At 72.6% G+C, this 18,114-nt stretch carries 17 protein-coding genes and 1 pseudogene; 9 read left to right on the top strand and 9 right to left on the bottom strand.

The window, feature by feature from the left end; genetic code table 11:
- Positions 1-36: 36 nt before the first annotated feature.
- From IH54_RS0131695 to IH54_RS0131680, 4 genes are all read right to left on the bottom strand, one after another.
- Entirely contained in the window at positions 37-612 is a 576-nt protein-coding gene (locus tag IH54_RS0131695; RefSeq protein WP_031523545.1) for a TerD family protein, read from the bottom strand.
- A 71-nt stretch (positions 613-683) separates the two neighbouring features.
- Complete coding sequence (locus tag IH54_RS0131690; RefSeq protein WP_031523543.1) at positions 684-1,259, bottom strand: TerD family protein; 576 nt, start codon at positions 1,257-1,259, stop codon at positions 684-686.
- 70 nt (positions 1,260-1,329) lie between these two features.
- The gene (locus tag IH54_RS0131685) at positions 1,330-1,800 is read right to left on the bottom strand and encodes a peroxiredoxin (protein ID WP_031523541.1); all 471 of its coding nucleotides are present in this window, start codon (positions 1,798-1,800) and stop codon (positions 1,330-1,332) included.
- A 288-nt stretch (positions 1,801-2,088) separates the two neighbouring features.
- Positions 2,089-2,529 carry a DUF3052 domain-containing protein gene (locus tag IH54_RS0131680; protein ID WP_031523539.1) on the bottom strand — a complete coding sequence of 147 codons (441 nt, stop codon included), beginning with the start codon at positions 2,527-2,529 and terminating at the stop codon, positions 2,089-2,091.
- Between the two features lie 395 nt (positions 2,530-2,924).
- Here IH54_RS0131680 and aceE point away from each other — a divergent pair, with 395 nt between their 5' ends.
- From aceE to IH54_RS0131665, 3 genes and pseudogenes are all read left to right on the top strand, one after another.
- The gene (gene aceE, locus IH54_RS0131675) at positions 2,925-5,672 is read left to right on the top strand and encodes a pyruvate dehydrogenase (acetyl-transferring), homodimeric type (protein ID WP_031523537.1); all 2,748 of its coding nucleotides are present in this window, start codon (positions 2,925-2,927) and stop codon (positions 5,670-5,672) included.
- 594 nt (positions 5,673-6,266) lie between these two features.
- Positions 6,267-7,442 carry an alpha/beta hydrolase gene (locus IH54_RS0131670; protein WP_031523535.1) on the top strand — a complete coding sequence of 392 codons (1,176 nt, stop codon included), beginning with the start codon at positions 6,267-6,269 and terminating at the stop codon, positions 7,440-7,442.
- A gap of 54 nt (positions 7,443-7,496) precedes the next feature.
- A pseudogene (locus IH54_RS0131665) lies at positions 7,497-8,201 on the top strand (DUF4429 domain-containing protein); the annotation flags it as partial.
- A gap of 19 nt (positions 8,202-8,220) precedes the next feature.
- Here IH54_RS0131665 and IH54_RS0131660 read toward each other — a convergent pair.
- Both IH54_RS0131660 and IH54_RS0131655 read right to left on the bottom strand, forming a co-directional pair.
- A complete protein-coding gene (locus IH54_RS0131660) occupies positions 8,221-9,237 on the bottom strand; it encodes an aldo/keto reductase (protein ID WP_031523531.1) in 1,017 nt (338 codons plus the stop codon).
- Positions 9,237-9,704 carry a MerR family transcriptional regulator gene (locus IH54_RS0131655; protein WP_043182860.1) on the bottom strand — a complete coding sequence of 156 codons (468 nt, stop codon included), beginning with the start codon at positions 9,702-9,704 and terminating at the stop codon, positions 9,237-9,239. Before IH54_RS0131655 ends, IH54_RS0131660 begins: the two co-directional genes overlap by 1 nt.
- Positions 9,705-9,765: 61 nt before the next feature.
- Here IH54_RS0131655 and IH54_RS0131650 point away from each other — a divergent pair, with 61 nt between their 5' ends.
- Positions 9,766-10,584 carry a serine hydrolase domain-containing protein gene (locus IH54_RS0131650; RefSeq protein ID WP_031523527.1) on the top strand — a complete coding sequence of 273 codons (819 nt, stop codon included), beginning with the start codon at positions 9,766-9,768 and terminating at the stop codon, positions 10,582-10,584.
- Between the two features lie 32 nt (positions 10,585-10,616).
- On the opposite strand, the gene IH54_RS0131645 is transcribed toward IH54_RS0131650, so the two are convergent.
- On the bottom strand, positions 10,617-11,324 hold the full coding sequence (locus IH54_RS0131645; protein ID WP_031523525.1) for a pirin family protein: 708 nt from the start codon (positions 11,322-11,324) through the stop codon (positions 10,617-10,619).
- A gap of 97 nt (positions 11,325-11,421) precedes the next feature.
- On the opposite strand from IH54_RS0131645, the gene IH54_RS0131640 reads away from it, so the two are divergent.
- From IH54_RS0131640 to fabF, 5 genes are all read left to right on the top strand, one after another.
- Positions 11,422-12,627, top strand: coding sequence for a PucR family transcriptional regulator (locus tag IH54_RS0131640; RefSeq protein WP_031523522.1), 1,206 nt, complete (start codon positions 11,422-11,424; stop codon positions 12,625-12,627).
- Between the two features lie 89 nt (positions 12,628-12,716).
- Positions 12,717-13,673, top strand: coding sequence for an ACP S-malonyltransferase (locus tag IH54_RS0131635; RefSeq protein WP_031523520.1), 957 nt, complete (start codon positions 12,717-12,719; stop codon positions 13,671-13,673).
- On the top strand, positions 13,670-14,707 hold the full coding sequence (locus IH54_RS0131630) for a ketoacyl-ACP synthase III (protein ID WP_031523518.1): 1,038 nt from the start codon (positions 13,670-13,672) through the stop codon (positions 14,705-14,707). The genes IH54_RS0131635 and IH54_RS0131630 overlap by 4 nt, the downstream gene beginning before the upstream one ends.
- A 68-nt stretch (positions 14,708-14,775) precedes the next feature.
- Positions 14,776-15,024 (top strand): acyl carrier protein, encoded by a 249-nt coding sequence (locus IH54_RS0131625; RefSeq protein ID WP_031523516.1) that lies wholly within the window; start codon positions 14,776-14,778, stop codon positions 15,022-15,024.
- A gap of 105 nt (positions 15,025-15,129) precedes the next feature.
- On the top strand, positions 15,130-16,398 hold the full coding sequence (gene fabF, locus IH54_RS0131620; RefSeq protein ID WP_031523514.1) for a beta-ketoacyl-ACP synthase II: 1,269 nt from the start codon (positions 15,130-15,132) through the stop codon (positions 16,396-16,398).
- A 183-nt stretch (positions 16,399-16,581) separates the two neighbouring features.
- On the opposite strand, the gene IH54_RS0131615 is transcribed toward fabF, so the two are convergent.
- Together IH54_RS0131615 and IH54_RS0131610 are read right to left on the bottom strand one after the other, a co-directional pair.
- A complete protein-coding gene (locus tag IH54_RS0131615) occupies positions 16,582-17,457 on the bottom strand; it encodes an NAD(P)-dependent oxidoreductase (RefSeq protein ID WP_031523512.1) in 876 nt (291 codons plus the stop codon).
- A gap of 113 nt (positions 17,458-17,570) precedes the next feature.
- Entirely contained in the window at positions 17,571-18,065 is a 495-nt protein-coding gene (locus tag IH54_RS0131610; protein WP_031523510.1) for a DUF3145 domain-containing protein, read from the bottom strand.
- Between the last annotated feature and the right edge of the window lie 49 nt (positions 18,066-18,114).

Here is an 18,114-nt window from a genome sequence, read left to right as displayed (position 1 = left end):
ACCCATGACCACGAGGTCCCCCGCACCGTGCGGGCTTTACGAAACGTTGACCCCGAAGTCTAGGGCGATCCCGCGCAGACCGGAGGCGTACCCCTGACCTACCGCGCGGAACTTCCACTCCCCGTTGTAGCGGTACAGCTCACCGAAGATCATCGCTGTCTCGGTCGACGCGTCCTCGGTCAGGTCGTAGCGGGCCAGCTCGACTCCGTCGCTCTGGTTCACCACGCGGATGTACGCGTCGCTGACCTGCCCGAAGGTCTGGGCACGGGCGTCCGCGTCGTAGATCGACACCGGGAAGACGATCTTGTCGGCGCGCTCCGGGACCAGTGTCAGATCCACCAGGATCGTCTCGTCGTCACCGCCGCTGCCGCCGGTCAGATCGTCACCAGTGTGCTCGACAGAGCCCTCCGGACTCTTCAGATTGTTATAGAAGACGAAGAACTCGTCCCCCAGCACCCGGCCGTTTCCGCACAGCAGCGCGCTGGCGTCCAGGTCGAAGTCGGCGCCGGTGGTCGAGCGGGCCCGCCAGCCCAGGCCGATCTGCACCCGGGTGAGATTCGGCGCGGCCTTGGAGAGGGAGACGTTTCCTCCCTTGGCCAATGTGACGCCCATGGTGGTCCTTCCCCCTAGGTCGGTGCTCTGTCGCTACTGCTCGTCGCTGCCGCTCGGCTGCCCGGCCCGGGTCAGACGTTGACGCCGAAGTCCTGCGCGATGCCGCGCAGACCCGAGGCGTACCCCTGACCGATGGCGCGGAACTTCCACTCGCCGCCGTGCCGGTAGAGCTCGCCGAAGACCATGGCCGTCTCGGTCGAGGCGTCCTCGGTCAGGTCGTAGCGGGCCAGCTCGCGCTGGTCGGCCGCGTTGAGGACGCGGATGTAGGCGTTGCGCACCTGGCCGAAGCTCTGCTGGCGCTGCTCGGCCTCGTAGATCGACACCGGGAAGACGATCTTCACGACGTCGGCCGGCACGCCCGCGAGGTTGACGTTGATGACCTCGTCGTCGCCCTCGCCCTCACCGGTGAGGTTGTCGCCGGTGTGCTCGACCGAGCCGTCCGGGCTGCGCAGGTTGTTGAAGAACACGAAGTGCTGGTCCGACAGCACCTTGCCCGCCTCGTTCGTGAGCAGCGCGCTCGCGTCGAGGTCGAAGTCGGCTCCGGTGGTCGTGCGCGCGTCCCAGCCCAGACCGACGACGACCGCCGTGAGATTGGGCGCCTCCTTGGTCAGCGAGACGTTGCCACCCTTGCTCAGGCTGACTCCCACGAGTCCTCCCCATCGGTTCGCGTGTATACGTTCGTACGACCGGGCGGTCCACCCGGTCAACGAGGTGAGCTTAGTGACCCGTTCCCGTCGACCGCACTGCTTCCAGCGCCTTTACGTAGTCGTGAAGATCCCGCGCGTCCGGCAGCCCGTTCACCACGGACCAGCGGATCACGCCTTCACGGTCGATCACGAACGAGCCGCGCAGCGCGCACCCCTTGTCGTCGTCGAAGACGCCGTACGCGCGTGAGGCGTTGCCGTGCGGCCAGAAGTCGCTGAGCAGGGGGAAGGTGAAGCCTTCCTGGTCGGAGAAGATCCGCTGCGCGTGCATGGAGTCGCACGAGACGGCGAGCAGCGCGGTGTCCTCCCGCTGGAGTGCGTCCAGCTCGCGCTGGAGGGCTTGCAGCTCGCCGCTGCACACGCTGGTGAAGGCGAACGGGTAGAAGACCAGGACGAGGTTCTTCTCCCCGCGGAACTCCGCGAGGGTGACCGTCCGACCGTGCTGGTCGGGCAGCGCGAAGTCCGGCGCCGGCCGGTCGGTCATGCTCAATCTTCCTCCTGGCGGCGGGTGTGCGCTCCGGGCTGCCCCTTGCGGACAGTTCCGCGACCTTCTGCCGGTGGGTGGCTTGTCGCGCAGTTCCCCGCGCCCCTTTGCAAACGGTCGTCCTCGTCCCGAGCGGCAGCCCCCCGGCGGAGCCTGCTCCTGCCACTCCGGGCAAGCCATCAGGGGCGCGGGGAACTGCGCGCTCAGCCACAGTCGACGCGTACCCGGCGAACACGAATAGCCCCCGCGGCGGGGTGCCGCCCGCCGGGGGGGAACCGCGGGGAGCGGCTAGCGCTTGCCGGCCTTCGCCGCCTTGGGCGTGACGAGACGGGTACCCGTCCAGTCCTTCGCCGCGTTGACGCTGCTGGTCTGGGCGAGGCCCGCCGTCTTCGCGGCCTCGCCGATCTCGCTGGGCTCGACGTGGCCGTCGCGGCCCGTCTTGGGCGTCATGAGCCAGATCGGGGCCCCGTCGTCGACCGTCGAGGTCGCGTCGACGAGCGCGTCGGTGAGGTCGCCGTCGTCCTCGCGGAACCACAGCAGGACGCCGTCGGGCACGTCGTCGTAATCCTCATCGGCGAGCTCCTCACCCGTGAGCTCCTCGATTGCCTCGCGGAACTCCTGGTCGGTGTCCTCGTCGTACCCGAGCTCCTGGACCACCTGTCCGGGCTCGAAACCAAGCCGGCTCGCCGGTTTGGTCCGCTCCTCCGCGTGGTCCGCGGTCGCGCTCACGCTTTGCCTCCTGTCATGGGGTGAGCCCGCGCGCACGCGGACTTATTGGCGGTAGTCCACACGGGCGCGGCGGATCGCGCAAGTACCCGGCGTACGAGACCGCCGAAACGGTGACGATTCGACCGTGTCGCCGCAACCCGCACCCCCCATGGTGACGCAGCTCACGACGGTTTGCCGGTGTTACGCACGATTGGCGCCGCCAGTCGGTCGTACGTCCGAGTGGGCGTAGAGTTCACGTTTGGCCGCGGGTGGGACCCGGCCCGAATTGCCGCAGTCCCGGATGTTCCGCGGTTACCACTGGGTAGAGATGACGTTTGACGCGGGGCGGTCCACGATGGATGCGGCGCGACCCCGCGGTGCGAACGAGCACCACCACCGAGCAGCAAAGGAACAGCGTGGCTTCCGCATCCGATCGCAACCCGATCATCATTGGCGGCCTTCCGAGCCAGGTCCCGGATTTCGATCCCGAGGAGACGGCGGAATGGCTGGACTCGCTGGACGCGGCCATCGACGAGCGCGGCCGTGAGCGCGCCCGCTACCTGATGCTCCGGCTCATCGAGCGCGCCCGCGAGAAGCGCGTCGCGGTGCCCGAGATGCGCAGCACCGACTACGTCAACACGATCGCCACCCGCGACGAACCGTTCTTTCCCGGCAACGAGGAGATCGAGCGCCGCATCCTCAACGCCACCCGGTGGAACGCCGCCGTCATGGTGTCGCGCGCGCAGCGCCCCGGAATCGGTGTCGGCGGCCACATCGCGACCTTCGCGTCCTCGGCCTCGCTCTACGACGTGGGCTTCAACCACTTCTTCCGCGGCAAGGACGACGGCCGCGGCGGCGACCAGATCTTCTTCCAGGGCCACGCCTCACCCGGCATCTACGCCCGCGCCTTCCTGCTCGACCGGCTGACCGAGGCCAACCTCGACGCCTTCCGCCAGGAGAAGTCGAAGGCGCCGAACGGGCTGTCGAGCTACCCGCACCCGCGGCTGATGCCGGACTTCTGGGAATTCCCGACCGTGTCGATGGGCCTCGGCCCGCTCAGCGCGATCTACCAGGCCCGGATGAACCGCTACATGCACGCGCGCGGCATCGCCGACACCTCGGCGTCGCACGTGTGGGCCTTCCTCGGCGACGGCGAGATGGACGAGCCGGAGTCGCTCGGCCAGCTGTCCATCGCCGCCCGCGAGGGCCTGGACAACCTGACCTTCGTCGTCAACTGCAACCTGCAGCGCCTCGACGGCCCGGTGCGCGGCAACGGCAAGATCATCCAGGAGCTGGAGTCGCAGTTCCGCGGCGCCGGCTGGAACGTGATCAAGCTCGTCTGGGACCGCTCCTGGGACCCGCTGCTCGCCCAGGACCGCGACGGCCTGCTCGTCAACAAGATGAACACCACGCCCGACGGCCAGTTCCAGACGTACGCGACCGAGTCCGGCGGCTACATCCGCGAGCACTTCTTCGGCAGCGACCAGCGGCTGCGCAAGATGGTCGAGAACCTCACCGACGAGCAGATCCTGCACCTCGGGCGCGGCGGCCACGACCACCGCAAGATCTTCGCCGCCTACACCGCCGCGATGGAGCACAAGGGCCAGCCGACGGTGATCCTCGCCCAGACCATCAAGGGCTGGACGCTCGGGCCGAACTTCGAGGGCCGCAACGCGACCCACCAGATGAAGAAGCTCACCGTCGACGACCTCAAGCGCTTCCGCGACCGGCTGCACCTGCCGATCACCGACAAGCAGCTCGACGAGGGCTACCCGCCGTACTACCACCCCGGCCGGCAGTCGGAGGAGATCCAGTACATGCACGACCACCGCAAGGCCTGCGGTGGGTACGTGCCGACCCGGGTGGTGCGCGCCAAGCCGCTGCCACTGCCGGGCGACAAGACGTACGCGTCGGCGAAGAAGGGCTCGGGCGCCCAGTCGATCGCCACCACGATGGCCTTCGTCCGGGTGCTGAAGGACCTGATGCGGGACAAGGAGATCGGCAAGCGCTTCGTGCTGATCGCGCCCGACGAATACCGCACCTTCGGCATGGACGCGTTCTTCCCGAGCGCGAAGATCTACAACCCGCTGGGCCAGCAGTACGAGTCGGTGGACCGCGAGCTGCTGCTCGCGTACAAGGAGTCGCCGACCGGCCAGATGCTGCACGACGGCATCTCCGAGGCGGGCTGCACGGCCTCGCTCATCGCGGCGGGCTCGGCCTACGCCACGCACGGCGAGCCGCTCATCCCGGTCTACGTCTTCTACTCGATGTTCGGCTTCCAGCGCACCGGCGACCAGTTCTGGCAGATGGCCGACCAGCTCTCCCGCGGCTTCGTGCTCGGCGCGACCGCCGGCCGCACCACGCTCACCGGCGAGGGCCTGCAGCACGCCGACGGCCACTCCCAGCTGCTGGCGTCCACCAACCCGGGCTGCGTCGCCTACGACCCGGCCTACGCGTACGAGATCGCGTACATCGTGCAGGACGGCCTGCGCAGGATGTACGGCGAGACGGCGGACGGGCAGCCCGGCGAGGACGTCTTCTACTACCTGACGGTCTACAACGAGCCGATCCAGCACCCGGCCGAGCCCGCAGACGTGGACGTCGAGGGCATCCTCAAGGGCATCCACCGGGTCGGCCGGGGCCAGGCCGGGGCGATCCCGGCGCAGATCATGGCGTCCGGCGTGGCCGTGCCGTGGGCTCTCAAGGCCCAGCGCATCCTCGCCGAGCAGTGGAACGTGGCCGCCGACGTGTGGTCCGCGACCTCCTGGAACGAGCTGCGGCGCGAGGCCGTCGCCGTCGAGGAGCACAACCTGCTGCACCCCGAGGAGGAGCAGCAGGTGCCGTACGTGACGCGCAAGCTCACCGGCGCCGAGGGGCCCTTCGTGGCCGTCTCGGACTGGATGCGCGCGGTACCGGACCAGATCGCCCGCTGGGTGCCGGGCCGGTACACCTCGCTGGGCGCGGACGGCTTCGGCTTCGCCGACACGCGCGGGGCCGCACGGCGTTTCTTCCACATCGACGCCGAGTCGATCGTGCTCGCCGTGCTGACCGAGCTGGCGCAGGACGGCAAGGTCGACCGGTCGGTGCTCAAGCAGGCCGTGGACCGCTACCAGCTGCTCGACGCGTCGGCGGCCGACCCCGGCGCGGCCGGCGGCGACGCCTGACCCGCACACCCCCCGGAGCCCCGGGCGGCCGCCGGCCGCCCGGGGCTCCGCCCTTTCCCGGCCTGTTCCGGGCCCCGGGACCCCCTGGTGCTGTGACCGGGAGGGTTCACCGGCTTGCGACGCCCTGCACGGCACCTCGCTGCGTTGCCGCATCGACCGAGTAGGCCCACTACGAGGCCGATCCGGCGCCTTGCGACACACCGCACCGGACGCCGCAAGCTACCGGCAAACCCTCCCGGTCACAGCACTAGGCTGATCGCGCGTGCCGCCGTCCCCTGACCCCCGGCCGGGCCGCCCGCACCCCGCACGGTCCACGCCCGCTCCGTCCCGAGGCAACCGCGAGTGTCCGCACCCCCAGCGCCGCCCCTTCCCCGCCCGCCCCTCGCCGGGGAGCCGCGCCGCGCCGGAGGCCTGCCGCCCCCGCGCGGGCCCCGCCACGGCACCGGGCCCGCGGCACCGGCGGAGTCCGTCGGGGGGCGCCCGGTGCGGGCCGGGACGCCGCTGCCCGCGCAGGCCGTCACGGCGGTGGTGCTGCCGCGGCCGCGGGTCGAGCCCGTACCCCCGAGGGCCGCGCCGCCGGCCGCCCGCGCCTTCCTGCCCGGCGGGGAGGGGCTCGGCTCCGTGCGGGTGCTGGTGGCGCTGGCCGTCGCGTTCGTCCTGCTGGCCACGACCGGCTGGACGGCCGTCCGCCCGCACGGGCCGCGGGACGCCCGTACGGCGGCCGTGGACGCGTGGCGGCGCGCGACGTTCGCGGGCCACCGGATGCCGGACCCGGACAGCGCGCCGCCCGGCGTCGTCGCCCGCTTCTTCGCGACCCTCACCCGCCCGCAGGCCCTGGGCCTGGCCCGCCGCTACGCCCTCGTCGTCGGCAACCTCGACGGCGCGCCCGTCGCCCTGCGCTACCAGGCCAACCGCTACGCCCTGAGCACCGCCCGCGACCGCGAGCGCGCCCGCTCCTCCAGCAGCGTCCTCTCCCCCGCCGGCCGCGAGGAGGCCGGGCGGCTCGCCAACCGCTACGCCTCGCTGCTGCGCGGCGGACGGCAGATCCTCGCGTTCGACCCCGCCGGGGGCGGGCGGGCCGCCGAGGTCCTCGGCGACCTCGCGACCGCGAGCCGGGTCGCGGTCGTCGTGCCGGGCGTCGGCACGGACATCCTCACCTTCGAGCGCACCTACGGCCGCTACTCGGCCCCCGCCGGCATGGCCCGCGCCCTCTACCGGCGCGAGCGCGCCCTCGCCCCGGCCGCCAGGGTCGCCGTGATCGCCTGGGCCGACTGGACCGCGCCCGGCGGGATCGGCCTGGACGCCTCCAACGCGGAGCTGGCCGAGCGTGGCGCGCCCCGGCTGCTCCGGCTGCTGGCCGCGCTGCCGCGCGGCCTGCACGTGGCGCTCTTCTGCCACTCGTACGGCTCGGTGCTCTGCGGGGTCGCCGCGCCCCGGCTGCGGCCCGGCCAGGTCACCGACATCGCGGTGTCCGGCAGCCCCGGGATGCACGTCGGGCGGGCGTCGGATCTGCACACGTCGGCGCGTGTGTGGGCGGCGAGGGACGACGGCGACTGGATAGCGGACGTCCCGCACATCGAGTTCGCCGGGCTCGGCCACGGTACGGATCCGGTCGCCGAAGGGTTCGGCGCCACGGTGGTGCGGACGGGACGGGCGGAGGGGCACGCCGGATATTTCGTCCCCGGCACCGCGAGCCTTGCGAACTTCGCCCGTATCGCGCTGGCCCGCTACTCCTCCGTCACGCTGGCGGACGAGCGCCCTTCCGCGTAACGGGCCTGCGCCGTGGGGCAGAGGGTTGGACCGACTACGCATAGGGTGACGCGTATGGGCGATGTGCTGGCCGGAAGCAATGCCGTATGGGAGTTCGAGCCCGACGCCGTGGTGATCCGGTACAGCCGGAGCGCGGGCCGCAACGCGCGGCTGCTCCCGGCGCTGCGCGAGCGCCGGATCCCGCACGCCGCGCTGGAGGCGGTGGAGCTGGCGGCGGGCCGCCGCGGCCACGTGGTGCTGCGGGCGGTGCCGCGGGCGGGGGCGGACCCGCTGGTCGAGGCTGCGGGCGGACAGCTCAAGGAGACCGCGGACCCCTACCGGCTGATCCTGCCGGACTCCTCGGAGACCCTCGCGGAGTTCTACCGCGACGAGCTACGCGCGGTGATCGCCGGGCCCGGCGAGCCGCTGACCCGCTTCCTGGTGGACGCCCCGCCGCCGCCGCTGGCCTTCAAGGCGTACGACGCGCGGGCGCTGTTCGACGGCCGCACGGTCAGCTTCCGCTGGTTCTGGACGGGCGCGTCGACGGCCAAGTGGAAGGCCGGGGACCAGAGCTTCCCGGTGGAGGAGCTGCGGGGCGTGGACTGGCGCTCGCCCGAGCTGCTGCACGGCTACCTGCGGCTGCTGCGGCGCGACGGCGGGCCCCAGCCGGGCGAACCCGACCAGGACCCGGCCGCCGTGCTGTTCGGTCTGGGCTACGGCCCGGTGCAGGAGTCGCTGCCCTTCGCCGCCGCGGTGCTCGCGGCGATCCGGGCGGCCCGCGTCCGGCCGTGACCTCGGGTCACTCGCGCGCGTCGGACGTGCTGCTCATGTCCGGGTAGCGGTCGCCCGCCACCTGCGCGGCGATCGGCTCCAGCTCGGCGAGCTCGGCCTCGTCCAGGGTGATACGGGCCGCCGCGACGTTCTCCAGCACGCGGGAGGCCTTGCGGGTACCGGGGATCGGCACGACCGCCAGGCCGTGCGCCTGGGCCCGCGAGTGCACCCACGCCAGCGCGATCTGGCCGAGCGTCGCGTCGTGCGCCTTCGCGACCCGGCGGACCGGCTCCAGCAGCTCCGCGTTGCGCCGGGCGTTGTCGCCGGTGAAGCGCGGCTGGTGGCGGCGGAAGTCGTTCGCCGCGAGGTCGGCGGTGGCGTCCTGGAAGGAGCCGGTCAGGAAACCGCGCCCGAGCGGGGAGTACGGCACGAAGGCCACGCCCAGCTCTGCCGCCGCGCCGACCACCGACTTCTCGACGTCCCGGCTGAAGAGCGACCACTCCGACTGCACCGCGGCGATCGGGTGCACCGCGTGCGCCTCGCGCAGCTCGGGACCGGTCACCTCGGACAGCCCGAGGTGCCGCACCTTGCCCGCGGTCACCAGCTCCGCCATCGCGCCGACCGACTCGGCGAGCGGCACCTCCGGATTGCGGCGGTGCATGTAGTAGAGGTCGATGACGTCGATGCCGAGGCGGCGCAGGCTCGCGTCGACGGCCTGCCGGATGTAGGGCGGGTCGTTGCGGATGGCCCGGTAGGTCGGGTCGTCCGCGCGGCGCTCGTTGGCGAACTTCGTCGCGAGGGTGATCTCGTCGCGGTGCGCGGCCACGAAGGGCGCGAGGAATTCCTCGTTGGCCCCGATGCCGTACATGTCGGCGGTGTCGAAGAGGGTGACGCCCGCGTCCAGCGCGGTCTCCAGCGTCTCGCGGGCGGCCGCCTCGTCGGTGTCGCCGTAGAACTCGCTCATGCCCATGCAGCCCAGGCCCTGGACGCCGACCACCGGGCCTTCCGCGCCCAGCCGTACCGTCTCGATCCGTGCGGCGGCCATCACGCACCTGTCCTCTCCGGCGCCGGTTCGGCGCCCGCATACGTACTGATCTTGTGGTCGAGCACCGTCAGGGTGTCCTGCAGCTCGGCGATCCGCGCGACCACGTCCACCCGGGTCGCCTCCAGCAGCGCCTTGCGCTGCGCGAAGGTCCGCTCCCCGGCCTTCACCATCTCCGCGTACGTCACCATGTCGGCGACCGGCATGCCGGTGAGCCGCAGCTTCCCGACGAAGGCCAGCCAGTCCAGATCCCGGTTGCGGAAGCGGCGCTGCCCGGTGTTCGAGCGGTCCACGTGCGGCATCAGCCCGATCCGCTCGTACCAGCGCAGCGTGTGCGCGCTCAGCCCGGTCAGCTCGGCGACCTCGCTGATCGTGTACTGGTCCCGCCCGTCGGGTCTCGGGTACGGCGGGGGCGGCGCGCACATCGCGGCCGGGGGTGCTTCCTGCTTCACCATCTGGACGACCGTCATGGTCTCCACGCTAAGACCTTGGAGTGCACTCCAAGCAAGTACGGCCCATTAGGCTCGCCGCATGGAGAGCCTGCGGATGATCGAACAGTGGCCGGTACCGAACGCGGCAGCGGTCGTCGTACGCAGGGACGGCACGGTCGCGGGCACCTACGGCCCGCAGGACCGGCCCTTCCCGCTGGCCTCGGTGACCAAGCCGCTCACCGCCTACGCGGCGCTCGTCGCGTACGAGGAGGGCGCCTTCGAGCTCGACGACCCCGCCGGGCCGGACGGCTCGACCGTACGGCACCTGCTCGCGCACACCTCGGGCCTCGCCTTCGACGAACAGCGGGTCATGGCCGCGCCGGGCACCCGGCGGATCTACTCCAACGCGGGCTTCGAGGTGCTCGGCGAGACCGTCGCGAAGGCCACCGGGATGCCCTTCGCGTCCTACCTCGACGAGGCGGTGCTGCGTCCGCTCGGCATGACCGCCACCGCCCTGCCGGGCTCCCCCGGCGCGGGCGCGGTCTCCACCGCGGCCGACCTCTCCCGCTTCGCGGCGGAGGTCCAGGCCCCGCGCCTGCTCCACCCCACGACGGTGGCTGCCGCGACCCTGGAGGTGGCCTTCCCCGCCCTGCGCGGCGTGCTCCCCGGCTACGGCATGCAGTCCCCCAACGACTGGGGCCTCGGCTTCGAGATCCGCTCCACGAAGTCCCCGCACTGGACGGGGGCCCACTCCTCCCCCGCCACCTTCGGCCACTTCGGCCAGTCCGGCACCTTCCTGTGGTTCGACCCGGTGGCGGGGCTGGCCTGCGCGGCCCTGACCGACCGCGATTTCGGCCCGTGGGCCATCGAGGCGTGGCCGTCCTTCACGGACGCGGTGCTGACCGGTCCGAGGGGCTGAGGCTCAGCCGAAGGAATCCGGAGGGCTGGGCCTCAGCCGAAGGAAGGCTCCGCGTTCATCGCCCAGTAGACGTACTCCGCCGGGCCCGGCGTGGTCAGGGCCGGGGAGGGCTCGTCTGTGAGGCGGGCGGCGTCGCCCGGGCCCAGGGCCTCGCCGGCGAGGTGGACGGTGCCGGCGAGCACGTGGACGTAGCCGAAACGGGCGGGCGGGAGGGCGACCTCGTCCGGCGCGGAGGGGCGGCCGGCCCAGAGGGTCGCGGCGGGCTGGCGCAGGGGCAGCGGGGCGCCGGGGCCCGCCCCGGCGAGGAGGGTGAGGCCGGGTCCCGCCGGCACCGGCCCGGTCGCGGCGGCGTACCCGGGGGGCTCCCCGAAGCCGCCGGGGTGCAGCCACATCTGGAGGAAGCGCAGCGGCCCCGCCCCGGCGTTGGCCTCGACGTGCCGCACCCCCGAGCCCGCGCTCAGCAACTGCGCGTCACCGGCGTCCAGCCGTACGACGCGCCCCGACTCCCGGTGCTCCAGCGAGCCCTCGACCACCCACGTCACGATCTCCGTGTCGCGGTGCGCGTGCTCGGCGAATCCGGCGCCCGGCGCGAGCCGCTCCTCGTTGCAGGCCACGAGCAGCCCGAAGCGGACGTTGCCGGGGTCGTAGAAGCCGGAGAAGGAGAAGGCGTGCCGGGTGTCGATCCCGGCAGCGTCGTCACCGCCGCGGTAGCGGTCCGCGGCCCGCCGTACGTCGATCATGCCGCCACCGTAGCGGCAGGCCGGACAAGGGGGCCGTAAAGCCCACGAACGGGCATCCGGCGAATGGCGGGAAATCGGACCCCATAGGCTTGGCCACGTGCCGCATGCCTCTCAGTCTCCGCAGCCCCCCGCCGACCCCGGCCGCGGGGAGCACTCCGCGACGCTGCGCCGGCTGGAGAAGTCGGCCGGGCGGCTGGCCGCCAACGCCATCGCGCGGATGGACGAGACGCTGCCGTGGTACCGCGCGATGCCGCCGGAGAACCGTTCCTGGATCGGCCTGGTCGCCCAGGCGGGCATCGCGGCCTTCACCGAGTGGTTCCGGCACCCCGAGGCGCCGCAGGCGATCAGCACGGACGTCTTCGGCACCGCGCCGCGCGAGCTGACCCGGGCGATCTCGCTGCGGCAGACCGTGGAGATGGTGCGGACCACGATCGAGGTCATGGAGGCCGCGATCGACGAGGTCGCGGCGCCCGGCGACGAGGCGGTGCTGCGTGAGGCGCTGCTGGTGTACGCGCGGGAGATCGCCTTCGCCACCGCGCAGGTCTACGCGCAGGCCGCGGAGGCGCGCGGCGCGTGGGACGCCCGGCTGGAGTCGCTGGTGGTCAACGCGGTGCTGTCCGGCGAGGCGGACGAGGGCGTGCTGTCCCGCGCCGCGGCGCTGGGCTGGAATTCGCCGGACAAGATCGTGGTGGTGCTGGGCACCGCGCCGAACGGCGACAGCGAGCTGACGGTGGAGGCGATCCGGCGGGCCTCCCGGCACGCGAAGCTCCAGGTGCTGACCGGGGTGCTGGGCGAGCGGCTGGTCGTGGTGGCGGGCGGCTCGGACGATCCGCTGCGGGTCGCGAAGGCGCTGATCGGCCCGTTCGCGCCCGGCCCGGTGGTGGCGGGCCCGGTGGTGGGCGACCTGCTGTCGGCGACCCGGTCGGCGCAGGCCGCGGCCGCGGGCCTGCGGGCCTGCCAGGCGTGGCCGGACGCGCCGCGGCCGGTGTCCTCGGACGATCTGCTGCCCGAGCGGGCGATGGCCGGCGACCGGACGGCCCGCGAGCAGTTGGTGGAGGAGATCTACAGGCCCCTCGAAGAGGCGGGTTCGGCGCTGCTGGAGACGCTGAGTGTCTATCTGGAGCAGGCGTCTTCGCTCGAAGGGGCCGCGCGCATGCTGTTCGTGCACCCCAATACCGTTCGCTACCGGCTGCGACGTGTGACCGATGTCACCGGCTGGTCACCCTCCGATGTGCGCTCGGCGTTCACCCTGCGCATTGCCCTGATCCTCGGCCGGCTCTCCGACAGCGAGCGGCCGCACTAGCCGTTTGTTGGACACCCACAAATCACCCCACAGTTCTTGGTCCCTGTCCCCACGGGCGTCGGACCCCGTCGGCGAGAGAGAGTGTGAACGTGCTCGTACTCGTCGCTCCCGGCCAGGGCGCCCAGACGCCCGGCTTCCTCGCCCCCTGGCTCGAACTGCCCGGCGCCGCCGACCGCCTCGCCGGGTGGTCCGCCGCGGCCGAACTCGACCTGGCCCGCTACGGCACCGAGGCCGACGCGGACGAGATCCGCGACACCAAGGTGGCGCAGCCGCTGCTGGTGGCCGCCGGTCTGCTGTCCGCGGACGCGCTCGGTGTCACACCGGGCATGCTCGCCGGACACAGCGTCGGCGAGATCACCGCTGCCGCGCTCGCCGGAGTGATCCCGGCGGACGAGGCGGTCGCCTTCACCGCCGCCCGCGGCCGCGCGATGGCCGAGGCCGCCGCCGTGACCGGGACCGGTATGTCGGCGGTCCTCGGCGGCGACCCCGACACGGTGCTGGCCCACCTCGACTCGCTGGGCCTGACCCCGGCGAACATCAACGGGGCCGGCCAGATCGTCGCCGCGGGCACCCTGGAGCAGCTCGCCGAACTGTCCGCGAACCGGCCGGAGAAGGCGCGGGTCATCGCGCTCAAGGTGGCCGGCGCGTTCCACACCGCCCACATGGCCCCCGCGGTCGCCGCGCTGGAGGCGCTGGCGCCGAAGTTGGCCGTGAACGACCCGTCCGTCCCGTATGTTTCCAACGCCGACGGGCAGACGGTGGACAGTGGCGCCGAGGTCGTCCGCCGGCTCGTCGTGCAGGTGTCCAACCCGGTGCGCTGGGATCTGTGCATGGAGACGTTCGTGGCGCGCGGCGTCACCGCGATCATCGAGGTCTCGCCCGGTGGCACCCTCGTGGGGCTGGCCAAGCGGGCGCTGCCCGGGGTCCGGACGCTGGCGCTCAAGACCCCCGAGGACCTGGATGCGGCCCGCGAGCTGATCGCGGAGGACGCCGAAGCCGCGGCCGCATCCGAAGCACCCGCCGAACAGGAGCCGTTGCAGCGATGACAGCGAAGATCAGCCCCAGCAAGGGCTCCCCGTACGCGCGGATCCTCGGCGTGGGCGGCTACCGCCCCAGCCGGGTGGTGCCCAACGAGGTGATCCTGGAGCGTATCGACTCCAGCGACGAGTGGATCCGGTCGCGGTCCGGCATCGCCAGCCGGCACTGGGCGAGCCCGGAGGAGACGGTCGCGGAGATGTCGCTGGCGGCGGGCGGCAAGGCCGTCGCCGACGCCGGGATCAGCGCCTCCGAGATCGACGCCGTCGTCGTCGCCACGGTGTCGCACTTCAAGCAGACGCCGGCCGTCGCGACCGACATCGCGCACCGCATCGGCGCGGGCAAGCCGGCCGCGTTCGACATCTCCGCGGGCTGCGCGGGCTTCACGTACGGCCTGACCCTCGCCAAGGGCATGGTCACCGACGGCACAGCGAAGTACGTGCTGGTGATCGGCGTGGAGCGGCTGAGCGACCTGACGGACCTGGAGGACCGCGCGACGGCCTTCCTGTTCGGCGACGGCGCGGGCGCGGTCATCGTCGGCCCGTCCGATGTGCCGGCGATAGGCCCGACGGTGTGGGGCTCGGAGGGCGACAAGTCCGAGACCATCAAGCAGACCGTGGCGTGGGACGACCACTTCCGCAGCGCCGAGGCGGCCGAGCTGCCCCTGGACTCGACCGGCAAGGTGAAGTTCCCGGCCATCACCCAGGAGGGCCAGGCGGTCTTCCGCTGGGCCGTCTTCGAGATGGCCAAGGTCGCCCAGGAGGCCCTGGACGCCGCCGGGGTCAGCGCCGACCAGCTGGACGCCTTCATCCCGCACCAGGCGAACATGCGGATCATCGACTCGATGATCAAGGCGCTCAAACTGCCCGACCACGTCGCGGTCGCCCGCGACATCGAGACCACCGGCAACACCTCCGCCGCGTCCATCCCGCTCGCCATGGAGCGGCTGCTCGCCACCGGTGCGGCCAAGAGCGGTGACACCGCGCTGGTCATCGGCTTCGGGGCGGGTCTGGTGTACGCGGCGACTGTGGTTACTCTCCCCTAGTCACACCCCCGCGGCGCCGCAGTCCCGCGCCGTCGCTTTCGGTTACACATCAAGGAGCCCCGAAGACAATGGCCACCCAGGAAGAGATCGTCGAAGGTCTCGCCGAGATCGTGAACGAGATCGCCGGCATCCCCACCGAGGACGTCAAGCTCGACAAGTCCTTCACCGACGACCTGGACGTCGACTCGCTGTCCATGGTCGAGGTCGTCGTGGCGGCCGAGGAGCGGTTCGGTGTGAAGATCCCGGACGACGACGTCAAGAACCTCAAGACGGTCGGCGACGCCGCCGACTACATCCTCAAGGCCCAGCCGGCCTGACGCCCGTAACCGGGCCGAAACGATCCCTCGGCCGTACGGCCCGGGGTCGGCAACCGGGACGACGCGCCTGTCGCCCGCCCTTCTAGACGTGGAGAGACAATTCCTGTGAGCCCGACCAATCGCACCGTGGTCGTCACCGGTATCGGAGCAACCACACCGCTGGGTGGCGACAGCGCGTCGACCTGGGAGGCGCTGCTGGCCGGACGGTCCGGCGTGCGCCTGCTCGAACAGGACTGGGCCGCCGAACTGCCGGTCCGCATCGCCGCCCAGATCGCGGTGGAGCCCGCCGAGGTGCTGCCGCGGCCGCTGGCCCGCAAGCTGGACCGCAGCGCGCAGTTCGCGCTGATCGCCGCGCGCGAGGCGTGGGCCGACGCGGGCTACACCGCGAAGGCGGGCGAGGACGAGAAGGTCGACCCGGACCGGCTCGGCGCGGTCATCGCGTCCGGCATCGGCGGCGTGACGACCCTGCTCGGCCAGTACGACGTGCTCAAGGAGCAGGGTGTCCGCAAGGTCTCCCCGCACACCGTGCCGATGCTGATGCCCAACAGCCCGGCCGCGAACGTCGGCATCGACGTCAACGCGCGGGCCGGCGTGCACACGCCGGTCAGCGCGTGCGCCTCCGGCGCCGAGGCCATCGGCTACGCGGTGGAGATGATCCGCACCGGCCGCGCCGACGTCGTGGTGGCCGGCGGCACGGAGGCGGCGATCCACCCGCTGCCGATCGTCGCCTTCGGCAACATGATGGCGATGTCCAAGAACAACGACGACCCGCAGGGTGCCTCCCGCCCCTTCGACGAGGGCCGCAACGGCTTCGTGATGGGCGAGGGCGCGGGCGTGGTCGTGCTGGAGTCCGCGGAGCACGCGCGGGCGCGCGGCGCCCGGGTGTACGCCGAGGTGATAGGGCAGGGCATCTCCGCCGACGCCCACCACATCACCCAGCCGGAGCCGAGCGGCCGCGGTATCGCGGCGGCCCTCCAGCACCTGCTGGACAACTCCGACCTCAAGCCCGCCGAGATCGTGCACGTCAACGCGCACGCCACGTCCACTCCGCAGGGCGACATCGCGGAGATCAAGGCGCTGCGCAGCATCTTCGGCGACGACGTGGACCACATGGCGGTCTCCGCGACGAAGTCCATGACCGGCCATCTGCTGGGCGGCGCGGGCGGTATCGAGACCGTCGCCACCGTGCTGGCCATGCACCACCGGCTGGCCCCGCCGACGATCAACCTGGCGGCCAAGGACCCGGCCGCCGACGCGGACATCGTCACCGGCGCGCCGCGCCCGCTGCCCGAGGGCACGATCGCGGCCCTCAACGACTCCTTCGGCTTCGGCGGCCACAACGTCGTCCTGGCCGTGCGGAGCTGGAACAGCTGACCTCTGCTCCGTGAGCGCCGGTGAACCCGGGGCGGGCCGCGTGCCCGCCCCGGGTTCACCGCTGTGCGCGCCGCCTCACGCGTCCCGGCTCTCCGCGCGGCCTCACGCGCCCCTACTCTGGGCGCCGCCTCGCGTGTCCCTGCTCTCCGTGCCGCCTCACGCGTCCCAGTTCTCCGCGCGGCCTCACCCGTCCCAGCTCGCGAAGTAGCCCGCCGCCATGTCCTCGGCGCCGTGCCCCTGGGCGGCGGCCCGGCGGAAGCGGGCGGAACCGGCGGCGGCGACGTCCATCCGTACGCCCGCCGACTGGCCTGCCGCGACGATCAGGTCCAGGTCCTTGGCGGCGCCCTCGACCGTGAAATTCGGGCTGAAGTCGCCGCCGAGGATGGCCGCGGCCTTCATCCGCAGGTACGGAGAATCCATCGCGCCGCCCTCGATGGCCTCGAAGAAGCGCGCCGGGTCGACGTCCAGGGCCTTGGCCAGGGCGAGCGTCTCGCCGGTCGCGGCGGTCAGGGCCAGCACCCAGTTGTTGAGCACGAGCTTGAGCCGGCTGGCCGGGCCCTCCTCGGGCGCGCCGGGCAGCCACACGGTCGTCCGCCCGATCGCGTCGAAGACCCGGTCGGCGACCGGCCGGGCGGCGTCGGGCCCGGCCGCGAGCACGGTGAGCTGCCCGGAGTCGGCCACCGAGCGCGTACCGAGCACGGGCGCATCGACGAAGAGCAGGTCGTGGGCGGCGGCCCGGGCGGCGAGCAGCGCCTGCGCCTCGGGCCCGACCGTGCCCGTCTGCAGCCAGACGGCCCCGGCGCGCAGCGCGGGCTCCGCGGCGGTGAGCACTTCCAGGGTGGCCGGGCCGTCCAGCAGCATCGTCAGCACCGCGTCGGCGCCGCGTACGGCGTCCGCGGGGGCGGTGGCGACGTCGATGCCGTCGGCGGCGAGGGGCTCGGCCTTGGCGGCCGTGCGGTTCCAGACACGGACGTCGTGGCCGGCTGCGGACAGGTTGCGGGCCATCCCGGCGCCCATCAGGCCGGTGCCGAGGACCGCGACGGTGAGGTTGTCGGACATGAGCGCAGGTTACGGTGCGGCGCCGCTGCCGCGGCAGGGCCCAAACGGGTCACGCGGGGCCGGACGCGGGGCCGTACCGCCGTCCGGGGGGCGTCCGGGCCCGTGGGGCGGGCTCAGACGACCTGGTGGAGCCAGCGGACCGGGGCGCCCTCACCCGCGTAGCGGAAGGGCTCCAGCTCGTCGTCCCACGGCTTGCCCAGCAGGCGCGCCAGCTCCGCCTCCAGGTCGGCCTCGCCCTTGCGGGCGCGCTGCATGGCGGCGCGCAGCCGGTCCTCGGGGATCAGGATGTCGCCGTGCATGCCGATGACGGCGTGGAAGATGCCCAGTTCGGGGGTGGCGCTGTAGCGCTCGCCCTCCGAGCCGGCGCAGGGCTCCGCGGTGACCTCGAAGCGCAGCAGATGCCAGCCGCGCAGCGCGGACGCGAGCTTTGAGGCGGTGCCGGGCTCGCCCTGCCAGGAGAACTCGGCACGCCAGGTGCCGGGCGCGGCCGGCTGCCGGATCCAGTCCAGGCTCACGCGCACGCCGAGGACGCCCGCGACGGCCCACTCGACATGCGGGCACAGCGCGCGCGGAGCGGCGTGCACGTACAGAACACCACGTGTCGTCACCGGTACCTCCAGTGTGGGACGAGGTTCGCCTTCCCCAGCGGCCTCGCCG

This window comes from Streptomyces sp. NRRL F-5123, from assembly GCF_000721495.1.
Taxonomy (GTDB): Bacteria; Actinomycetota; Actinomycetes; order Streptomycetales; family Streptomycetaceae; genus Actinacidiphila.
This window is presented reverse-complemented; position numbering and strand designations above follow the sequence as displayed.